This is a genomic window from Rhodanobacter ginsengiterrae (assembly GCF_050026815.1).
Taxonomy (GTDB): Bacteria; Pseudomonadota; Gammaproteobacteria; order Xanthomonadales; family Rhodanobacteraceae; genus Rhodanobacter; species Rhodanobacter ginsengiterrae.
Map to the genome: position 1 here is coordinate 442210 of NZ_JALBWO010000057.1, position 19321 is coordinate 461530.

General features: G+C 64.6%; 14 protein-coding genes and 1 riboswitch. Of the genes, 7 read left to right on the top strand and 7 right to left on the bottom strand.

Annotated features, from left to right (window positions below; all coding sequences use genetic code 11):
- The first annotated feature begins 34 nt into the window (after positions 1 to 34).
- Positions 35 to 1333 carry an isocitrate lyase gene (gene aceA / locus ACQGNJ_RS17015; RefSeq protein ID WP_426690431.1) on the top strand — a complete coding sequence of 433 codons (1299 nt, stop codon included), beginning with the start codon at positions 35 to 37 and terminating at the stop codon, positions 1331 to 1333.
- A gap of 128 nt (positions 1334 to 1461) precedes the next feature.
- On the opposite strand, the gene ACQGNJ_RS17020 is transcribed toward aceA, so the two are convergent.
- From ACQGNJ_RS17020 to ACQGNJ_RS17045, 6 genes are all read right to left on the bottom strand, one after another.
- Entirely contained in the window at positions 1462 to 3063 is a 1602-nt protein-coding gene (locus ACQGNJ_RS17020) for a tetratricopeptide repeat-containing diguanylate cyclase (RefSeq protein ID WP_426690432.1), read from the bottom strand.
- Between the two features lie 224 nt (positions 3064 to 3287).
- Complete coding sequence (locus tag ACQGNJ_RS17025) at positions 3288 to 3683, bottom strand: hypothetical protein (RefSeq protein ID WP_426690433.1); 396 nt, start codon at positions 3681 to 3683, stop codon at positions 3288 to 3290.
- A gap of 88 nt (positions 3684 to 3771) precedes the next feature.
- Positions 3772 to 4608 (bottom strand): SAM-dependent methyltransferase, encoded by an 837-nt coding sequence (locus ACQGNJ_RS17030; protein WP_426690434.1) that lies wholly within the window; start codon positions 4606 to 4608, stop codon positions 3772 to 3774.
- Positions 4609 to 4754: 146 nt separating this feature from the next.
- Positions 4755 to 6551: a cation:proton antiporter gene (locus tag ACQGNJ_RS17035; protein WP_426690435.1), complete on the bottom strand. Its 1797-nt coding sequence runs from the start codon at positions 6549 to 6551 to the stop codon at positions 4755 to 4757.
- A 78-nt stretch (positions 6552 to 6629) separates the two neighbouring features.
- On the bottom strand, positions 6630 to 8123 hold the full coding sequence (locus tag ACQGNJ_RS17040; RefSeq protein ID WP_426690436.1) for a YifB family Mg chelatase-like AAA ATPase: 1494 nt from the start codon (positions 8121 to 8123) through the stop codon (positions 6630 to 6632).
- A 147-nt stretch (positions 8124 to 8270) separates the two neighbouring features.
- Positions 8271 to 8531, bottom strand: coding sequence for an accessory factor UbiK family protein (locus ACQGNJ_RS17045; RefSeq protein WP_426690678.1), 261 nt, complete (start codon positions 8529 to 8531; stop codon positions 8271 to 8273).
- 183 nt (positions 8532 to 8714) lie between these two features.
- Between ACQGNJ_RS17045 and glnK the strand changes: the two genes are divergently transcribed.
- On the top strand, positions 8715 to 9053 hold the full coding sequence (gene glnK, locus ACQGNJ_RS17050) for a P-II family nitrogen regulator (protein ID WP_426690437.1): 339 nt from the start codon (positions 8715 to 8717) through the stop codon (positions 9051 to 9053).
- Between the two features lie 89 nt (positions 9054 to 9142).
- A riboswitch (cobalamin riboswitch) is annotated at positions 9143 to 9356 on the top strand.
- A 156-nt stretch (positions 9357 to 9512) separates the two neighbouring features.
- Positions 9513 to 11975 carry a ribonucleoside-diphosphate reductase subunit alpha gene (locus ACQGNJ_RS17055; RefSeq protein WP_426690438.1) on the top strand — a complete coding sequence of 821 codons (2463 nt, stop codon included), beginning with the start codon at positions 9513 to 9515 and terminating at the stop codon, positions 11973 to 11975.
- 68 nt (positions 11976 to 12043) lie between these two features.
- Here ACQGNJ_RS17055 and ACQGNJ_RS17060 read toward each other — a convergent pair whose 3' ends face one another.
- A complete protein-coding gene (locus tag ACQGNJ_RS17060; RefSeq protein WP_426690439.1) occupies positions 12044 to 12406 on the bottom strand; it encodes a four helix bundle protein in 363 nt (120 codons plus the stop codon).
- Between the two features lie 12 nt (positions 12407 to 12418).
- Between ACQGNJ_RS17060 and ACQGNJ_RS17065 the strand changes: the two genes are divergently transcribed.
- From ACQGNJ_RS17065 to ACQGNJ_RS17080, 4 genes are all read left to right on the top strand, one after another.
- On the top strand, positions 12419 to 13465 hold the full coding sequence (locus tag ACQGNJ_RS17065; RefSeq protein ID WP_426690440.1) for a ribonucleotide-diphosphate reductase subunit beta: 1047 nt from the start codon (positions 12419 to 12421) through the stop codon (positions 13463 to 13465).
- 181 nt (positions 13466 to 13646) lie between these two features.
- A complete protein-coding gene (locus tag ACQGNJ_RS17070) occupies positions 13647 to 16889 on the top strand; it encodes a TonB-dependent receptor (RefSeq protein WP_426690441.1) in 3243 nt (1080 codons plus the stop codon).
- 156 nt (positions 16890 to 17045) lie between these two features.
- On the top strand, positions 17046 to 17432 hold the full coding sequence (locus ACQGNJ_RS17075; RefSeq protein ID WP_426690442.1) for a BlaI/MecI/CopY family transcriptional regulator: 387 nt from the start codon (positions 17046 to 17048) through the stop codon (positions 17430 to 17432).
- 1 nt (position 17433) lies between these two features.
- Entirely contained in the window at positions 17434 to 19320 is a 1887-nt protein-coding gene (locus ACQGNJ_RS17080) for a M56 family metallopeptidase (protein WP_426690443.1), read from the top strand.
- Position 19321: the final 1 nt, after the last annotated feature.

The following is a 19321-nucleotide window of genomic DNA, read 5'->3' on the forward strand; positions in this document are numbered from 1 at the left end:
TCCGCCCGCCACGAATGTCCCACGGAGCCATGCCATGAAGACCACCGCCCTGCCTACCGCCGAACAGATCACCCTGGACTGGAACAACAACCCGCGCTGGACCGGGGTGCAGCGCAACTATTCCGCCGAGGACGTGGTGCGTCTGCGCGGCACCGTGCATGTGGAGCATTCGCTGGCCCGTCGCGGCGCCGAGCGCTTGTGGAAATCGCTGCACAAGGAAGACTTCGTCAACGCGCTGGGCGCACTCACCGGCAACCAGGCGATGCAGCAGGTCAAGGCAGGCCTGCAGGCGATCTACCTGAGCGGCTGGCAGGTCGCCGCCGACGCCAACGTGGCCGGCGAGATGTATCCGGACCAGTCGCTGTACCCGGCCAATTCGGTGCCGCTGGTGGTCAAGCGGATCAACAACACCCTGCTGCGTGCCGACCAGCTGCATCACGCCGAAGGCAAGGATGACTGCGACTGGCTGGTGCCGATCGTGGCCGATGCCGAAGCCGGCTTCGGCGGCGTGCTGAATGCCTTCGAGCTGATGAAGGCGATGATCGAGGCCGGTGCCGCCGGCGTGCACTTCGAAGACCAGCTGGCTTCGGTGAAGAAGTGCGGCCACATGGGCGGCAAGGTGCTGGTGCCGACGCGCGAGGCGGTCGACAAGTTGAACGCCGCGCGCCTGGCCGCCGACGTCGCCGGCGTGCCGACCCTGCTGGTGGCCCGCACCGACGCCGATGCCGCCGACCTGCTGACCTCGGACATCGACGACAACGACAAGGCCTTCATCACCGGCGAGCGCACCGTCGAAGGCTTCTATCGGGTCAAGCCCGGCCTGGACCAGGCGATCAGCCGCGGCCTCGCCTATGCACCGTACGCCGACCTGATCTGGTGCGAGACCAGCAAGCCCAACCTCGATGACGCACGCCGCTTCGCCGCGGCGATCCACGCGAAGTTCCCCGGCAAGATGCTGGCCTACAACTGCTCGCCCAGCTTCAACTGGAAGAAGAACCTCGACGACGCCACCATCGCCAATTTCCAGAAGGAACTGGGCGCGATGGGCTACAAGTTCCAGTTCATCACCCTGGCCGGCTTCCACAGCCTCAACTACGGCATGTTCGATCTGGCGCATGGCTACGCCCGCCGCCAGATGACGGCCTTTGTCGAACTGCAGGAAAAGGAATTCGCCGCCGCCGACCGTGGCTTCACCGCGGTGAAGCACCAGCGCGAAGTGGGTACCGGTTACTTCGATGCGGTGACCCAGGCGATCCAGCAGGGCCAGTCGTCCACCACGGCATTGACCGGCTCGACCGAGGAATCGCAGTTCAAGCAGGCGTCAGCCGCGTAAGCCGGCACCACCGCCACTGGCCGCTCACGTAAGGCGTGCGTGCTGCACTTCAGAACGAGGATCAGCACGTACGCCCGGTGCAGGCGACACCCGAGAACCCGGTCTGCGTGCACGTCCGATCCGTGGCGTCAGGCGTTGACGGCAACCTGTGTGTCCGCCGGACTGACGACCTGCGCATCGGCACCGGCATCCAGCCGATTTCGGCCGGAATCCTTCGCGCGATAGAGCGCCAGATCCGCTTCCCGCAGCAATTGATGCAGGGTACGTTCGGAACATGGGCTGCAGGCAAGGCCGAAGCTGGCCGATACATGGATGGTGGTTTGCGAATCCAGCACCATCGGTGTCGCCGCCAGCGTGCGGCGGATGCGCGTGGCAATTTCGATTCCCTGCTCGCGTGAACAGGCCGGCATCAGGATGCCGAACTCCTCGCCACCCAGACGGCCGAATACGTCCGAGGCACGCAACTCCCGCTGGCAGGCAGCCACGGCATGCTGCAAGACCTCGTCACCGGCCGCATGTCCATGGGTGTCGTTGACCTGCTTGAAGTGATCCAGATCCATCAATACAAGACAGACACCGGCTTTCGTCCGCTGCAGTCGTCGCAGCATGCCGGCTGCTTCCTCGAAGAAATGTTCCCGATTGAATGTCCCGGTCAAGCCGTCATGACGTGCCATGCGGCGGAAGCGCAACTGGGAGCGCCGGAGCCAGAACATGCCGAGGACGATGAAAGCAAGCACGACCAGCAACAGCGCGATGTAAAGCCGACTGGTCCTTTGAGCCTGGCTCGCCAAGGCCTGGCGCAACTGCAGGATGCTGTTCCGTTTGCTCAATGCATCCAGCTTCAACTTCTTCGCCTGCACCTGCTGCCTGACTATCTGGTAGGCCAGCGCGCTGGCCTTGGCGTCGTCCATCGCGGCCTTGTCCTGCGCCACGTACTTCTCGTAGTAAGTCAATGCAGCGGCGGTGTCACCGTCCAACTTTTCCGCCTGGTACAAGACGTCATAGGCCGCCCCGAGTGTCCACAGCGCGCTTTCCGGACCGGTGATGGCAACACTGTCGAGTGCGAACTTGCGTGCCCTGGCGGCGTCACCGAGGCCAAGGTATGCCTGGGCCAGGGTAACCGGCAATGAGGCCAGATACGGCGTATAGCCGCTATTGCGAACATCGGGCGCCAAGCGACGCAGCAAGGCGATCGCGCGATGGGCGTGACCTTCGGCAATCAGGCTGCTGGCCAGGTCCAGACGCAGCGGTGTGGCTTCCTCGGGCACCCCCGCAGCGAGGCAGGCGTCGATGGCACGTTGAAACCGGGGATCTTCCGAGGTGAGCTTGCCGGCATACAGCAAGGACTGCGTCTCCAGGGCACCGGCATAGCACTGCGCCTTGTCCGATGGCAGCGACGATTTCATCTGCCGGGCGTACTGCAGCGCAAGGTCGTATTGCCCCACGGCCGTCCGATTCAACATCATGATGATCTGGTTCATGCCCTCCATGCGCGCTGTTGGATCGGTGACTTGGGGCAGTTCGACCATCAGGGCATTGGCCAGCGCATAGGCCTCCACATAATCACGACTGAGGAATTTCGCCCGAATCAGTGCCGCCTTTGCGCGCACCGAAAGGGCCTGATCGCCGGAGTGTTCGAGGATGTCGAGAAGGATCGGGTCGGCTTTGCGGAAGTCGCCGTCAAACGTGAGCTGCCGCGTATCCAGAAATCGAAGGTGCCATCGTTGCAAGGCCGTCAGCTGCTTCTCCTGCCCATGCAATTCCGCCACGAGAGCATGAAACCGGATCGCATCGTTCGGCCATGCCCTTTCCGCCTGGCTCAACAACACGCCAGCGGAAGGCTCGCCAGCCACCGCACCGGCTGCCCTCGAGCCCACGCAGGACAACGCCGCCACCATGAGGGCGACCGCCGTGATGCAAACCAGCCTGCCGCATGCCATCGAGTGGCTCCCGACTAAAGTTGACGCTCCAAACCATCATGATCATCCGCCCCGTCATCTTCTCGACGCGGCGCATCTTCCCTGTCGTCCTCACACGGATCACAACCGCCCTGGCCCGGGTTGTGATTGACCTGCACGGCCAGATTGATCTTGTCGCCAAGCTCTCCGGCAAGATGGCTCCTGTCGCCGGATGCAGCGGCCATCGTGAGACTGCTGCTGGCATCCATGCTGCCCAATGCCTTCGCAAGGCTTTCCCGGGGCGCATGACGCAAGGATGCATCCCGCCCGATGGCTTCCAGTAGTTCGATCGTATTGGACATGATGCCTCCTGTTTGTTCCGCGTGGATGAAAAGCGCTGCGCCGGTGAAGGTCAATGCCTTCTGGCAAATCATGTCGATGACGGCAGGCACCCAACCAACAATCCCACGCGGACACGACGCCCCCGCGTCATCGCGCAGCCTAGCACCGATTGCCAAGGCCCAGCTGGCCTGCCATCCGTCACGATGGCGACTCCACGGCTTGATCCAGCAGCGCCAATCGCTCGCGGATCTCACGGTTGGGGCGCAAGGGCGAGGCTGGCGGCAACACCACGGTTTCCTCGGCGCTCACGTCGATCGCCGGAAGGTCACGCAAAAGCACATGGCGAATGCGTGGCTGCTCGATCGGCAAGGTCGCCGCGCGATAAATGATCAACTCGTGGTCCGGCGGGTAGTCACCGGTCAGTACGTCCACCAGCACCTGGCGATATTCCGGACCGGTGGAAAAACGCTTCATGGAGCGGTCGCCGACCAGGCCGACTTGCCAGAGCACCAGGTAGGCACAGGGGTTGATGCGCGTCTGACAGAACAGCAACTGGCTGGCCTCATAGTGCTGGCAGCCGCGGCGACCCGGATCGATGCCCAGATCGGCATACAGGCAGTCCTCGGCGGAAATTCCCGGCTCCATGTGTGCCCGGAAACCTTCCTCTCGGGCCAGCTTGATCACTTCGTGCGGCGACCAGGCGAAGATGCCGGGGTGGCCGTAGAACACCGCACAGACCTTCTTGCCCGCGCGCACCTCGATCATCATCACCTCGACCCATTCGCGATACGTGACGGCCCGCGATTTGTCGCCTTTCCCGTAATAGGGTTGCAGGCTGCGCACGTCTGGATGCATCTGCTCCAGCCACAGTTCCACGATCGCATCGGAAAGCGCCGCGAAGACAACCTCGGACTGCTCGATGTGACTGCGCGCCAACGGTGAGAGATGCGATCCCAACGTCATGCCCAGGCCCACGCAGACGATGCTGCCGCCGGCTTCGGAAGTAGCGACGGGGGACAGGGTCGTACCGCTCATGGAGAAGATATCCGCTATTCGACGCAGGAGTTGGATGGATGATCGGCTACCGCCGCCTTCCGCCGGTACTCGGCAAGATGTCCGGACTGATACCCGAAATATAACCGGAAGAGCAGACAGGACCAGCGGCAATCAAGCGGGCCGTCTCACTCGGGCGTGCTGCTCGCCGGCGGCACCAGCGCAATCACCGTCCAGCCTGCCTTGGGCTCCAGTTCGCGCTTGGCCGAAGCCACCCGCAGCGTCCCCTTCTCCTCGACGCCGAACATCAGCACCGTATTCGAGCCGTACTGCTCGATGAAGTGCGGCCAATCAAAGGTCGCGCTGAGCTTGGTCTGCTTGATGCGCCAGCCGTGTTCCAGCATCTCGGCGAAGCGTCCGTGGGTCATGGTCTCGTCGAACAGCGGGGGCGCCAGCAGGTTGCCGGCGAGCGCCGCGCGATCGGTATTTTCCTGCGGCGTGAGGTTGCGCAGGCGATACACCTTCTCGCGCCCGAATTCCTGCCGGTAGTGCACGCAGGCAAGCGAGTTGCGCTCACGATGGGTCGACACCGCCAGCAGACGGCCGATGCCGGTGAGGTCCAGGTGCCGCTCGGCATGCGGCGAAGACGGGTTGCCGAAGAAGGTCTTCCGCCCTTCCATCCGCGCCAACCGGATGCCGTCCCAGTCATCGTCGGCAAGCACCACGTGGAAGTCCGCTTCATCCAGCGCCTTGCCGATCGCCCGCGCCACGGCATCGGAGCCGAAGATCAACACGCCACGCGGTTCCGGCTCGGCCACCTTCAGCCATAGCGCCAACGGCCGCGCGGTGGCGCTCTGAAAAACCACGGTGCCAATGATCAGCGTGAATACCAGCGGCACCAGCGCATCGGCTCCGGGCACCCCCAGCGCACTCAGACGCAACGCGAACAGCGCCGAAACCGAGGCCGCCACGATGCCGCGCGGCGCCACCCAGCCGATCAGCGCGCGCTCGCGCCAGTTCAATCCGCTGCCGAACGTGGCGAACGCCACGGTTACCGGCCGCACCAGCAATTGGGCGATCAGAAACAATGCAATGCCCGCGCCCAGCATGCCGTCCGGCAGGGGCCAGCGCAGGCGCGCGGCCAGCAGGATGAACAGCATCGACACCAGCAGCGTGGTCAGGCTTTCCTTGAAATCGAGAATGTCGTCGATGTGCACGCCACGGATGTTGCCCAGCGCGATGCCCATGATGGTCACCGCCAGCAAACCGGATTCGTGGGTCAGCGTGTTGGAAACACTGAAGGCCAGCAGCACCGACGCCAGCACCGCGTAATTCTGCAGGTACTCGGGAATCATCTGGCGGCGCAGGAAGTACGCCATCATCCAGGCCGACAACGCGCCGATGCCCACGCCACAGCCAATCGTGGCAATGAAGATCCCGATCGTGTGGCCCTCCTGACGCGACACGATGGCCTCATAGATCAGCACGGCGAACAGTGCACCCAGCGGATCGATCACGATGCCTTCCCAGCGCAGCGTATTGGCAATGCGCGCGTTCGGACGCAGCGTGCGCAGCATCGGCGCTATCACCGTCGGTCCGGTGACGCAGGCCAGCGCACCGAACAGCAGCGCAATGGGCCAGGCCAGGCCGGCCACCAGATGCGCCGCCCCGGCCAGCAGCAAGACCGTGGCCACCGCGCCATAGCTGATCAGGCCGCGCACCGCCTTGCCGATGCCCGGCAGCTCGTGGAAGCGCAGGGTCAGGCTGCCTTCGAACAGGATCAGCGCCACCGCCAGCGACACTGCGGGAAACAGCAGGTCGCCCAGCAGCTTGTCCGGATCAAGCACGCCACTCACCGGCCCCAGAACAATGCCGGCCAGCAACAGGAACACGATCGCCGGCAGTTTCACCCGCCACGCCAGCCACTGTGCCAGAAAGCCGATCACCAGCATGCTGGCGAGCATCAGGCTGAGCTCGATAGTCATCGCAATCCTCGGGAATATCCGCGCGCTATCGAAGCATGCGCGGCTTGGCCCGTCCAGCAGCGTGGATCAGCGGATGGCTCAGAAGCGGCGGTATTGCAGTGCTTCGGCCAGGTGCTCACGTTCCAGCAGGGCCGCGCCGCCATCGAGGTCGGCAATCGTGCGGGCCACCCGCAGCACCCGGTGATAGGCGCGCGCGGACAGACCCAGCCGCTCCAGCGCTGCTTCGAACCAGCGCCGCTCGGGCGCGCCCAGCGCACAGTCACGCTCCAGCTCGCGCGTGCTGATTTCCGCGTTCGGCCGACCGGCGCGCATCAGCGACTGCCGCCGCGCATTGAGTACCCGCGCACGCACGGTGGCGGAGTCCTCGTCGCGGTCGCCGCGCGGCGCACCCAGATCGGCCAACGGCACCGGCGGCACTTCGACGCACAGGTCGATGCGATCCAGCAACGGGCCGGAAATGCGCGCGCGGTAGCGCTGGATCTGATCCGGCGTGCACTGGCAGCGCGGACTGCCGGCATAGCCGCAGGGGCACGGATTCATCGCCGCCACCAACTGGAACTGCGCCGGAAACGTCGATTGCCGCGCCGCGCGCGAAATCATGATGTGACCCGATTCCATCGGTTCGCGCAGCACTTCCAGCACGTGGCGACTGAATTCGGGAAACTCGTCGAGGAAGAGCACGCCGTTGTGCGCCAGCGAAACTTCGCCCGGTCGCGGATACGAGCCGCCGCCGACCAGCGCAACCGCCGAAGCCGTGTGATGGGGCGCGCGAAACGGTCGGCGGCGCCAGCGCGCGAAATCCGTGGCTTGTCCGGCCACCGACAACACCGCACAGGTTTCCAGCGCTTCGGATTCGGTCAGCGGCGGCAGGATGCCGGGCAGGCGTTCGGCCAGCATGGTCTTGCCGGTGCCAGGCGGCCCGATCAACAACAGGTGGTGACCACCCACCGCCGTGATCTCCAGCGCGCGGCGCGCCTGCAGCTGTCCGCGTACGTCGGCAAGGTCGGGACCATCTTCGGCACCCCCATCGCTGGGGATGCCCACCGGCATCGACAGGTCATGCGCGCCGCGCAACCAGCCACAGACCTCGGCCAGCGTATCGGCCACGCGCACATCGACGTCAGCCACCAACGCCGCCTCTGCGGCGTTCTCGCGTGGAACCACCACCCGCCGCCCGCGCGCGCGCGCGCGCAAAAGCGCCGGCAACACGCCGGAAACGCCACGCAGATCTCCGCTCAGGGCCAGTTCGCCGAGGAATTCGCAGTCATCCAGCTTGTCGCGCGGCACCTGCCCGCTGGCGGCAAGAATGCCCAACGCGATCGGCAGGTCGAAACGGCCACCGTCCTTCGGCAACTCGGCCGGGGCCAGGTTTACCGTGACGCGGCGACCGGGATACTCGAAGGCGGTATTCTGGATTGCCACGCGAACGCGATCACGCGCCTCGCGCACGGCGGCCTCGGGCAGACCCACGATGTTGGTGCTGGGCAGGCCACCGGAGAGGTGCACCTCAACCATGACTTGCGGTGCGGCAATCCCTTCCTGCGCACGGCTCAGGGTAACGGCAAGACTCATGCGACCGTGGGTCGGCGGAACAGGTCGGATGTGGCGCTGACAGGCATGGGCATGGAACGGCTCCAGCAGCAGCGCTGAATAAATAACCGCCTCCGATCGTTCTCGGGGTGAGGGTGACGGATCGGAGGCGGCTCCCGGGAGGCGGTATTACGAACCCGCGCGGGCAGCTACGGTGGCCTCCATTTCGGCCACGCGTCGCTCCAATTCGTCGACCTTGGCGCGGGTACGCGCCAGCACCTGGGACTGGACTTCGAATTCTTCGCGAGTGACCAGGTCGAGGCGGCGCAATCCTTGCGCCAGAACATCCTGGAAGTTGGTTCGCAAATCCTGATGCGCCTGTGCCAACCCTGGCGGTACCAACGACACAAGTCGCAGGGCAATCTGGTCGATATCCTGCCTATCCATCATGGATAGCGCCTCGAACTCGTCGGATTGAATATTAGGTGAATGCAAATCGGCGTCGCCATCGGTACGCTCCATCAATAGTTGTAAGGATTGTCCTACACCCCTCACCGCCACGCGACAACGGCCCGGTGGGCAGGCAAAATGGTCTCCCGGCGTATGCAACGCCCCTGGCACAGGAACCAACCCATGAAGCTGGTCGTGGCGATCATCAAGCCGTTCAAGCTGGACGACGTCCGCGAGGCACTGGCGGAAGTGGGTTTGCAGGGCATCACGGTGACCGAGGTGAAGGGCTTCGGCCGCCAGAAGGGCCACACCGAACTGTATCGGGGTGCCGAATACGTGGTGGACTTCCTGCCCAAGATCAAGCTTGAGGTGGCCGTGGCCGACGAACAGCTCGACCGTGTACTGGAAGCGATCCAGAACTCCGCCCGCACCGGCAAGATTGGTGACGGCAAGATATTCGTCAGCACGCTGGAACAGGTCATCCGCATCCGCACCGGCGAGCTGGATCACGACGCGTTGTAATTCCGTCGCAAGCCTGGCCCGGCTTGGCGAGCGTGAGAGAAAATCCCGACTTATGCACAAGTTGTTGGGTTGACCCTGCTCGACTCACCCGATATGTTGTGTGCGTCGGTGCCCGACCAGATGCGACATCGGTCGGACTTAAAAGGGAATCCGGTGTGACTCCGGAACTGCCCCGCAGCGGTAGAGCGGAAACGAACGTCCTCACACGCACTGGTTCACAGCAGCCGGGAAGCGAGGGCAAGTAGGCGGATCGCAAGATCCATGTCCGCAAGTCCGAAGACCTGCCGACACATCGGGACGAACGTGTCCCGGTGCGTAGTGACGGCTTCCGCGGGGAAGTGCGTCGTGAAGCAGGTCGCCGCATGGTGTCCGGCTTGCGCGTCGCTCCCGGAATCCGCGCTATCAGGCCCTGCTCGTGGGAAGCAGGCGTTTGATGTTCCTGTTCCGGAGCCACCTGCCATGCAACCCCTCGATACCGTTGAGCGCGAGCGCATTGCCGCGCGCGTCGAATCGCCAGCCACCGGCGAGATGCCCTCGGCCGATCCCGCCTTCACCCTCACCGCGCCGCACAACCCGGCGCAGATGCACGTGACCAAGCGCAACGGCGGCCGGGAGGCCGTCGACGTCAACAAGATCGTGCGTGCGGTGACCCGCAGCAGCGCCGGCCTGCACGGCGTCGATCCGCTGCGGGTGGCGCTGAAGACCATCGGCGGCCTGTACGACGGCGCCACCACCCAGGAACTGGACCAGTTGTCGATCCGCACCGCCGCGGCGTTGACCGCGGAGGAGCCCGAATACGGCCAGCTCGCCGCGCGCCTGCTCGGTGCCTACATCGACAAGGAAGTCAGCGGCCAGGAAATCCAGAGTTTCTCGCAGTCGATCGTGCGTGGCGCCGAACTGGGCATCCTCAACAACCGCCTGCGCGATTTCGTGGCCGCCAACGCGCGCAAACTCAACGACGCGATCGATCCGCTGGCTACCCGCCGCTTCGAATACTTCGGCCTGCGCACCGTGTACGACCGCTACCTGCTGCGCCATCCGCAGCAGCGGCTGGTGATCGAGACGCCGCAACACTTCTTCATGCGCATCGCCTGCGCGCTGGGCGGCAACGAGATCGGCGAGACGCTGGAGCTTTACCGCCTGCTGTCGTCGCTGGAATACATCGCCAGCTCGCCCACCCTGTTCAACGCCGGCACCGCGCACGAGCAATTGAGCTCGTGCTATCTGCTCGACTCGCCGGTGGATTCGCTGGAGTCGATCTACGACAAGTACGCCGACGTGGCCAAGCTCAGCAAGTTCGCAGGCGGCATCGGCCTGGCGTATTCGCGGGTGCGTTCGCGGGGCTCGCTGATCCGCGGCACCAACGGCCACTCCAACGGCCTGCTGCCATGGCTTAAGACGCTGGACGCCTCGGTCGCCGCGGTGAACCAGGGCGGCAAGCGCAAGGGCGCGGCCTGCGTGTACCTGGAATCGTGGCACGCCGACATCGAGGACTTCCTCGAACTGCGCGACAACACCGGCGACGATGCGCGTCGTGCGCACAACCTCAACATCGCCAACTGGATTCCCGACGAATTCATGCGCCGGGTCGAAAGCGACGGTGAGTGGTCGCTGTTCGATCCGAAGGTGGTGCCGCACTTCGTGGACAGCTGGGGGGAAGTATTCGACGCTGCCTATCGCAAGGCCGAGGTCGACGGCCTCGCCGTGAAAACCATCAAGGCACGCGAACTGTACGCACGCATGATGCGCACGCTCGCGCAGACCGGCAACGGCTGGATGACGTTCAAGGACCGCTGCAACGCCACCAGCAATCAGACGTCCAAACATGACAACGTGATCCACCTGTCCAACCTGTGCACCGAAATTCTCGAGGTGAGCTCGGCCGATGAAACGGCCGTATGCAATCTCGGTTCGGTGAATTTGGCTCGCCACGTTGTCGGCAACGCCGATGGAAGCCACGCCTTCGACTTCGACCAGCTCGCCGCAACCGTGCGCACCGCGGTGCGCCAGCTCAACCGCGTGATCGATCTCAACTTCTATCCGATCGACAGCGCGCGCACGGCCAACATGAAGTGGCGCCCGGTAGGCCTGGGCGTGATGGGCCTGCAGGACGTGTTCTTCAAGCTGCGCCTGCCGTTCGATTCGGCCGAGGCGCTGGCGCTGTCCACCCGCATCGCCGAGGAAATCTACTTCAACGCGCTTACGCAATCGTGCGAACTGGCCGAGGGCGAAGGCGCGCATCCCGGCTTTCCCGAAAGCCGCGCGGCGCAGGGCGATCTGCAGTTCGACCATTGGCCGAAGGCCACGCCGCATGACCATGCGCGCTGGGACGCGCTGCGCGAAAAGATCAAGCTGCATGGCTTGCGCAACTCGCTGCTCATTGCGATCGCGCCCACCGCCACCATCGCCTCGATCGCCGGCTGCTACGAATGCATCGAGCCGCAGGTCAGCAACCTGTTCAAACGCGAGACGCTGTCCGGCGATTTCCTGCAGGTGAACCGCTATCTGGCTGACGAGCTGAAGGCGCTTGGGTTATGGACATCCGAAGTGCGCGACGCGATCAAGCTGGCCGACGGTTCGATCCAGGCAATCACCGCGATTCCCGAACGCCTGCGTGCCATCTATCGCACCGTGTGGGAACTGCCGCAGAAATCGCTGATCGAACTGGCCGCCGCCCGCGGCGCCTGGATCGACCAGAGCCAGTCGCTGAACCTGTTCATGGAAAATCCGAACATCGGCCAGCTCAGCTCGATGTACATGTACGCATGGAAGGCCGGCATCAAGACCACGTATTACCTGCGCTCGCGGCCGGCCACGAAGATCGCCAAGACCACGGTAACGGCGGCGCCCGACCAGGTCCAGGCCACGGCCGCCGTGTTTTGTTCGCTGGAGAACCCGGAGTATTGCGAGGCCTGCCAGTAACGAGCGAGGAGTGAGGGAAGAGGAGTGAGGAGCGAGAAAAAGGCAGACACCTGTTTCGCGCTCCTCGCTCAGGGCCGGATTTGCGAGCGCAGTCGTTGGCGGAAGGTCGTGAGCATGCGGCTGGTTTCATCGATGCATTCCCGCAAGACTTTTGTTTGCCCGATCGATAGCCAGCCAATCTCTTCGCACAGCGTCAGCTGAGTTTCCAATTCCGCAAGCGAGCCCTGCGCAATAGCGAGGAACTGGCGTTTCTCCGCCTTCGACTCCCGAGTCCAACCTTCAGCAATGTTGCTGGGTACCGATACCACCGCCCGAGTCATCTGCGCCCGCATGCCATACATCTCCTCGCGCGGAAGGAACTGCACAAGCCGATAGTCATCCCGCGCGGCTTGCATGGCTCTCTTCCAGACCACTGTCTCTCGGTAATGCATAGGAACACCTCCATGTCCGAAACATCATCTCTCACTTCTCACTCCTCTTCCCTCACTCCTCGCCTCTTGGATCCCGGTTTCGAACTCACCCTGCGTCCGATGCGCTACCCCGGCTTCTACGAGATGTATCGCAACGCGATCAAGAACACCTGGACCGTCGAGGAAGTGGATTTCTCGATGGACACGCGCGACCTCGACAGCAAGATGTCCGCCGCCGACCGCCACCTGATCCAGCGGCTGGTGGCGTTCTTCGCCACCGGCGACACCATCGTGTCGAACAACCTGGTGTTGAATCTTTACCAGCATATCAACGCCCCCGAAGCGCGCATGTACCTGTCGCGCCAGCTGTACGAGGAGGCGCTGCACGTGCAGTTCTACCTCACGTTGCTGGACACCTACATCCCTGATCCGGCCGAGCGCAACGGTGCGTTCGCCGCCATCGAGACGATCCCGTCGATCCGCCAGAAAGGTGCGTTCTGCTTCAAGTGGATCGACTCGATCCAGGATCTTCGCCGGCTGGAAACGCGCGAGCATCGCCGCCAGTTCCTGCTCAACCTGATCTGCTTTGCCGCCTGCATCGAGGGGCTGTTCTTCTACGCCGCGTTCGCCTACGTCTACTACCTGCGTTCGCGCGGCTTGCTGCACGGCCTCGCCGCGGGCACCAACTGGGTATTTCGCGACGAGAGCGGGCACATGGCGTTCGCGTTCGAGGTGGTGCGTACCGTGCGCGAACAGGAACCGGAACTGTTCGACGACGCCATGCGCGCCCAGGTCGAGGAGATGATGGAAGAGGCGATCGCCTGCGAGACCCAGTTCGCCGAAGACGTGCTGTCCGGTGGCGTCGCCGGCATGTCGGTGAAGGACATGCGCCAGTACCTCGAATACTGTGCCGACCAGCGTCTCGCCCAGCTCGACCTGCCGAAGAAGTACGGCGCGAAGAACCCGTTCGACTTCATGGACCTGCAGGACGTGCAGGAAGTCGCCAACTTTTTCGAGCGGCGCGTGTCGGCCTACCAGGTCGGCGTGCAGGGTGAGGTGGCGTTCGACATGGCGTTCTGAATGAGCCGCAGGTTCTTGCGTCGCGAAAAGTGGTGTCCGGCTGTCATCAAAGACCGTTAAAATGATGTGCAAGGCAAACGCCGAGTTCCACCGGGACTCGGCGTTTATGCGTTCCGGATCAGCCCACGGACGGGTGGCCGGTGCGTCCCAGGTGATCTTCCCCACTAACCGAGGTCCGTTGATGAAATCCACCCTTCGCACGCGGCTGCTCCCCGTCGCCATCGCTGCCCTGCTCGCCGCCGGCACCGTGTCGGCGCAGAACGTCACCACCTCCGGCGTCGCCGGCCGGGTACTGGACGCCGCCGGCCAGCCGGTCGCCAATGCCACGGTCACCATCGTCCACCAGCCGTCGGGCACCACCAAGACGGTGACCACCGATGCCGACGGCCGCTACGCTGCACAGGGCCTGCGCGTGGGCGGCCCGTTCGAGATCACCGCGAGCAAGGACGGCGCGGCCGCCGCCGAGCAGGACAACGTGTTCCTGCAGTTGGGCCAGCCCTCCTCGATCAACCTGAGCATGGGTGCCAGCGCCGCGCGGGCGAGCAACCTCTCGGCGGTGACGGTGAGCGCCTCGACCCTGGCGCAGACCTTCTCCTCGGAGAACAAGGGCCTGTCGACCAACATCTCGCAGGAGCAGCTCAAGGCCACGCCGCAGGGCAACCGCTCGGTGGACGACGTCGCCCGCCTCGACCCGCGCATCACCGTGCTCGACCAGGGCGTGGGTTCGATCTCCGCCAACGGCATGAACAACCGCTACAACAACATCGCCGTGGACGGCGTGACCCAGGGCGACCCGTTCGGCCTCAACGCCAACGGCCTGCCGTACCAGAAGGCGGCGATCTCGCCGGAGACCATCGCCGAGTACAACATCTCCACCGCCACCTATGACGTCACCTCCGACACCGTCGGCGCCGACGTCAACGCGGTGACCAAGTCCGGCACCAACCAGTTCCACGGCTCGGCGTACTACTCGTACCGCAATGCCAACCACCTGGTCGGCGACGCCGGCTGGCTGCCGTCGGACAACAAGGGCTACAAGTACAACGGCTACGACAAGGACTCCACCTACGGCGTGACCGTGGGCGGCCCGATCATCAAGGACAAGCTGTTCTTCTTCGTCGCCGCCGAGCATGAGAAGACCACCGGCATCGGCGCCGACTCCGCCAACGGGCTGGACCAGTCGCTGGGCAACGGCGCCTCGACCAGCGGCAAGGTGTCGCCGGGCGACCTGCAGAAGGTGATCGACACCGCCACCGCGCTGGGCCTGATGCCCGGCAACTTCGGCGGCGCCACCGGCCTCACCTACGACGACAAGCGCTACCTCGGCAAGATCGACTGGAACATCACCGACAACCACCGCGCCAGCTTCACCTACCAGAACACCAAGGAGCTGCTGCCGGCGGTGGGCGGCAACGGGGCGAGCAGCGTGGGACTGTCGAGCTACACCTACACCAAGGCGATCTCCACCAAGAACTACGTCGGCCACCTGTTCGACGACTGGACCGAGAACTTCTCCACCGAAGCCAAGGTGGGTTACCAGGAATACATACAGGACACCACCGCGCCGTTCCAGCAGCCGGCCGTCAACGTGAACCTGTCGCCGGACGGCAAGGGTCCGTCGGTGAACCTGGGCGAGGAGCGCTATCGCCACTACAACCACATTGATACCAAGAAGCTCAGCGTCTTCCTGGCCGGCACCTACTATCTGGGTGACCACACCATCAAGGGCGGTATCGACTACCAGCGCAACAAGATCAACAACCTGTTCGGACAGGCCGAGTTCGGCGTGTACACGTTCTGGGGCCTGACCAACTTCGCCGCCGGCAACTACAACAAGTACGAGCTGTACCACCCGGCGCCGGGCTACCAGCTCAACGACATCGCCGGCAAGTGGACCTACAGCCAGTACAGCCCGTTCCTCGAGGACACCTGGCAGGTCAACAACCAGCTCTCGCTGCAGTACGGCGTGCGCGTGGACATTCCGCACTCCAGCGGCAAGCCGGCCTACAACGCCGGCTTCGCGCAGGCGTTCGGCTACCGCAACGACTACACCGTCGGTTCGAGCAACCGCGTGGTGGAGCCGCGCGTGAGCTTCAACTACTCGTTCGATTCCGACTACAAGACCCAGTTGCATGGCGGCGTCGGCCTGTTCCAGACCTCCCCGCCGACGGTGTGGATGACCAACCCGTTCCAGAACAACGGCGTCACCCTGCTCTCGTACACCTCGTTCGACCCGGCCACCGCGCCGTTCAGCCCGGATCCGATGAACCAGCCGATCCCGGCCGGCGGTGGTGCCGGCTCGATCGACACCATCGACAAGAACTTCAAGCTGCCGACAGTGTGGAAGATGAGCCTGGCGCTCGACCGCGAGCTGCCGTGGTGGGGCCTGGTGGCGTCGGCCGAGTACCAGCACATCCAGGTGCGCGACGGCATCCTGTATCAGGCGGTGAACTTCGGCGCACCGACCGGCGTGCTGCCGGACGGCCGCGATCAGTTCTGGAAAACCCCGGGCGAAGCGCCCAATTCGAAGGACGCCCAGGCCAACCGCAACAAGGCCTTCAGTTCCGCCTCCACGTTGCTGACCAACACCCACAAGGGCAAGTCCGACAGCTTCACGCTGGCGGTCACCAAACCGTTCACCGACGGCTTCTCCGGCACCGCGAGCATCACACTGAACCATGCCACCGACGTCGATCCGGGCACCGACACCATCGCCTACAACGGCTACTCGCGCGTCGCCCGGCTGAACCCGAACAGCGATGTCTCGGCCACCTCGAACTACAACACCGCCAGGAGCATCAAGCTGGCGCTGAACTGGCAGCACAAGTTCTTCGGTGACTACCTGTCCCAGGTGTCGATGTTCTACAACGGCCGCACCGGCAACCCGTACACCTGGGTGTTCGGCAACGACGCCAACGGCGACAGCATCGGCGGCTGGGATCCGGCGTACATTCCGACCGCGAACGATCCGAAGGTCAGCTACGGCAACGCCACCGCGCAGCAGATCCAGCAGTTCCAGGATTTCCTTGCCAGCGACAAGTACCTCAAGGACCACCGCGGCCAGATCGCCTCCCGCAACGGTGCGCGCACATCGTGGGTGACCACGCTGGACATGAGCTTCTCGCAGGAGATCCCGGGCCTGTTCAAGGACAACAAGGGCGAGATCCGGCTGGACGTCTACAACTTCCTCAACCTGATGAACAAGAACTGGGGCCAGCAGCGCAACACCGGTCTCTACCCGACCCGCACTCTCGTCAACTACGGTGGAGTGAACGCGCAGGGCCAGTACGTCTACTCGCTGCCCACCGACAAGAGCGGCAACTACCAGCCGCAGCAGCTGCAGGTGTACGACGGCGGCTTCTATGACCCCAGCCGCGTGGTTTCGCGCTGGTCGGCCATGCTGACGCTGCGTTACACGTTCTGATCCACCGTTTCACCGCAACAAGCGAACGGGCGCCCTGGTGGCGCCCGTTTTTCTGCGTGGCATCGGGGCGGGAAACCGGCATGACCGACGACCTATTGACTACACATGTAGTCACGACGTAGCCTGACTACATATGTAGTCACCCAAGGCCGCGTCATGAGCAAGCCCACCATCGGCGACCAGGAACTCGCCTTGCTGCACTACCTTGCGGAGCACGAGCCCGTTTCGGTCGGCGAGGTGGCCGCCAGCTTCGGCGAAGCGCGCGGTCTGGCCCGCTCGACCGTGCTGACAATGATGGAGCGCCTGCGCGGCAAGGGCTACCTCAAGCGCCGGCAGGCCAGCGGCGTCTATCGCTACAGCACCGCCACCGGCCCGGCTGAGGCAATGCGCAGTGCAGTCGGCAGCTTCGTCGAGAAGACGCTTAGCGGCTCGGTGTCGCCGTTCGTGGCGTGGATGTCCGAGCGTGCCGAAGTCAGTGACGACGAACTGACCGAGCTGGAAGCGCTCGTTTCCCGGTTGCAGTCACGCCGCAAGGAGTCGTGAGATGGAGGCGCTGAACGCTCTGGCCGATACCCTGCTTACCCGCATGCTGTGGACGTCCATCCAGGCCATCGGCCTGATCGGCCTGATCCATCTGCTTGGCCGTCTGCTGCCGCAGTTGTCGCCCGCCATGCGCTGCACCTTGTGGTGGCTGGTCGGTGCCCAGCTGCTGCTGGGCCTGCTGTGGCATGCACCGCTGGAACTGCCGTGGTTGCCGGCGCCGGCGCTGGAAGCCTCGATGCAGCTTGCCCAGCCAGTCTCCTACACGGCCACGGCCGTGACCGGCCGTGATGCCGTGTTGCACGCATCGCCGGTTGCCGTTGCCGCGATGCCCACGCTTTCCTGGCGCGCCGCCGTGGTCCTGCTGTGGCTGGCCGCACTGCTGTGGCTGGCAGCGCGGACCTGGCGCGAATGGCGTGGCGCACGCCAGGTCCTGCGCGCATCCCGACCGGTCGGCGACCAGACGATGCAGGCGCTGTGCCTGCGCAAGGCGCGTCAACTCGGCCTGCGCCGCTGCCCGCAGCTACGCGTGTCCGACGCCATCCTCTCGCCTCAGGTCATCGGCCTGTGGCAACCCACCGTGCTGCTGCCGGCACGCAACGCACTGAATGCCGACGAGTCGTCAATGGCGCTGGTCCACGAACTCGTCCACCTGCGCCGCGGCGACCTCTGGCTGGGCTGGATTCCGGCGCTGGCACAGTGGCTGTTCTGCTTCCACCCGCTGGTGCGCTGGGCGATGCGCGAGTACGCGCTGAACCGCGAGTCGGCCTGCGACGCAGAGGTCGTGCAGCAGGACCAGGCCACCCCCCAGGACTACGGCCGCTTGCTGCTGCGCCTCGGCGTGGCGCCACCCGTCCATGCCGGTCTCGCCGGCGCATCCCCATCCTTCCTCAACCTGAAGAGGCGACTGACCATGCTGCAGCAAACCGTTAACCAGCCACCTTCGCGCACGCGCGGCTGGCTGCTCGTCGCCGCGATCGCCTTGATCGGCGTGCTGCCCTACCGCGTCACCGCTGCCAGCAACCGGCACGACAGCGCCAAGGCGCCAGTGGCCAGCACGTCGGCGATGGCACCGTTGGCACCGCTCGCACCGATGACTGCACCGGTCCCGCCCGCACCCCCGGTGATGGCCCCACCGCCGCCACCGACCCCGCCCGTACCGCCGGCGATGGTCCCACCGCCGCCGCCACTACCGCCACCGCCGCCCCGCGACAACGGCTTCTCCGCACGACACGTAAACATCGACACCACCAATCACGCGGAAAATGGTTTCGCCCTGTTCGATGGCGACTCGATGATCACCATCAACGGCTCGAACGCGGATCTCGATACGGTGAAGAAACTGCACGCGGCGAACAAGTCGATGCTGTGGTTTCGCCGCGGCAACGATGCCTATCTGATCCGCGACAAGGCCCTGCTCGAACGCGCCAGCCGCATCTACGCACCGGTAACCGCGCTGGCACGGCAACAAGGTGAGCTTGCCGGCCAGCAGGGTGCGATCGCCGGCCGGCAGGCCGGCCTTGCGGCGCAGGATGCCGCCTTTGCGCGAGAACAGGCCAGGCTGGCGCAGCAGCAGGCGAAGATGGCGGCACGCATCGCCTCGGGTGCAGCGAACGGATCGGATCCACAGGCGCGGCAGCGCGAACTCGATGCACGGCAAGCCGAGATGGATGCCGCCCAGGCGCGGCTCGACCAGCGCCACGCGGAACTCGAAGCACGCCTGGCCGGCCAGCAGCAGGCGCTGGACGCGCAACAGGCCGGCTTCGAAAAACAACAGCAGGTCATCGACCGCCAGCAACAACAGGCTCAGCAAGCCGCCGAACAGTCGATGAGCCAGTTGCTGGACGAAGCGCTGGCCAAGGGCCTGGCGCAGAAAACCAGCCTGCGCTGAC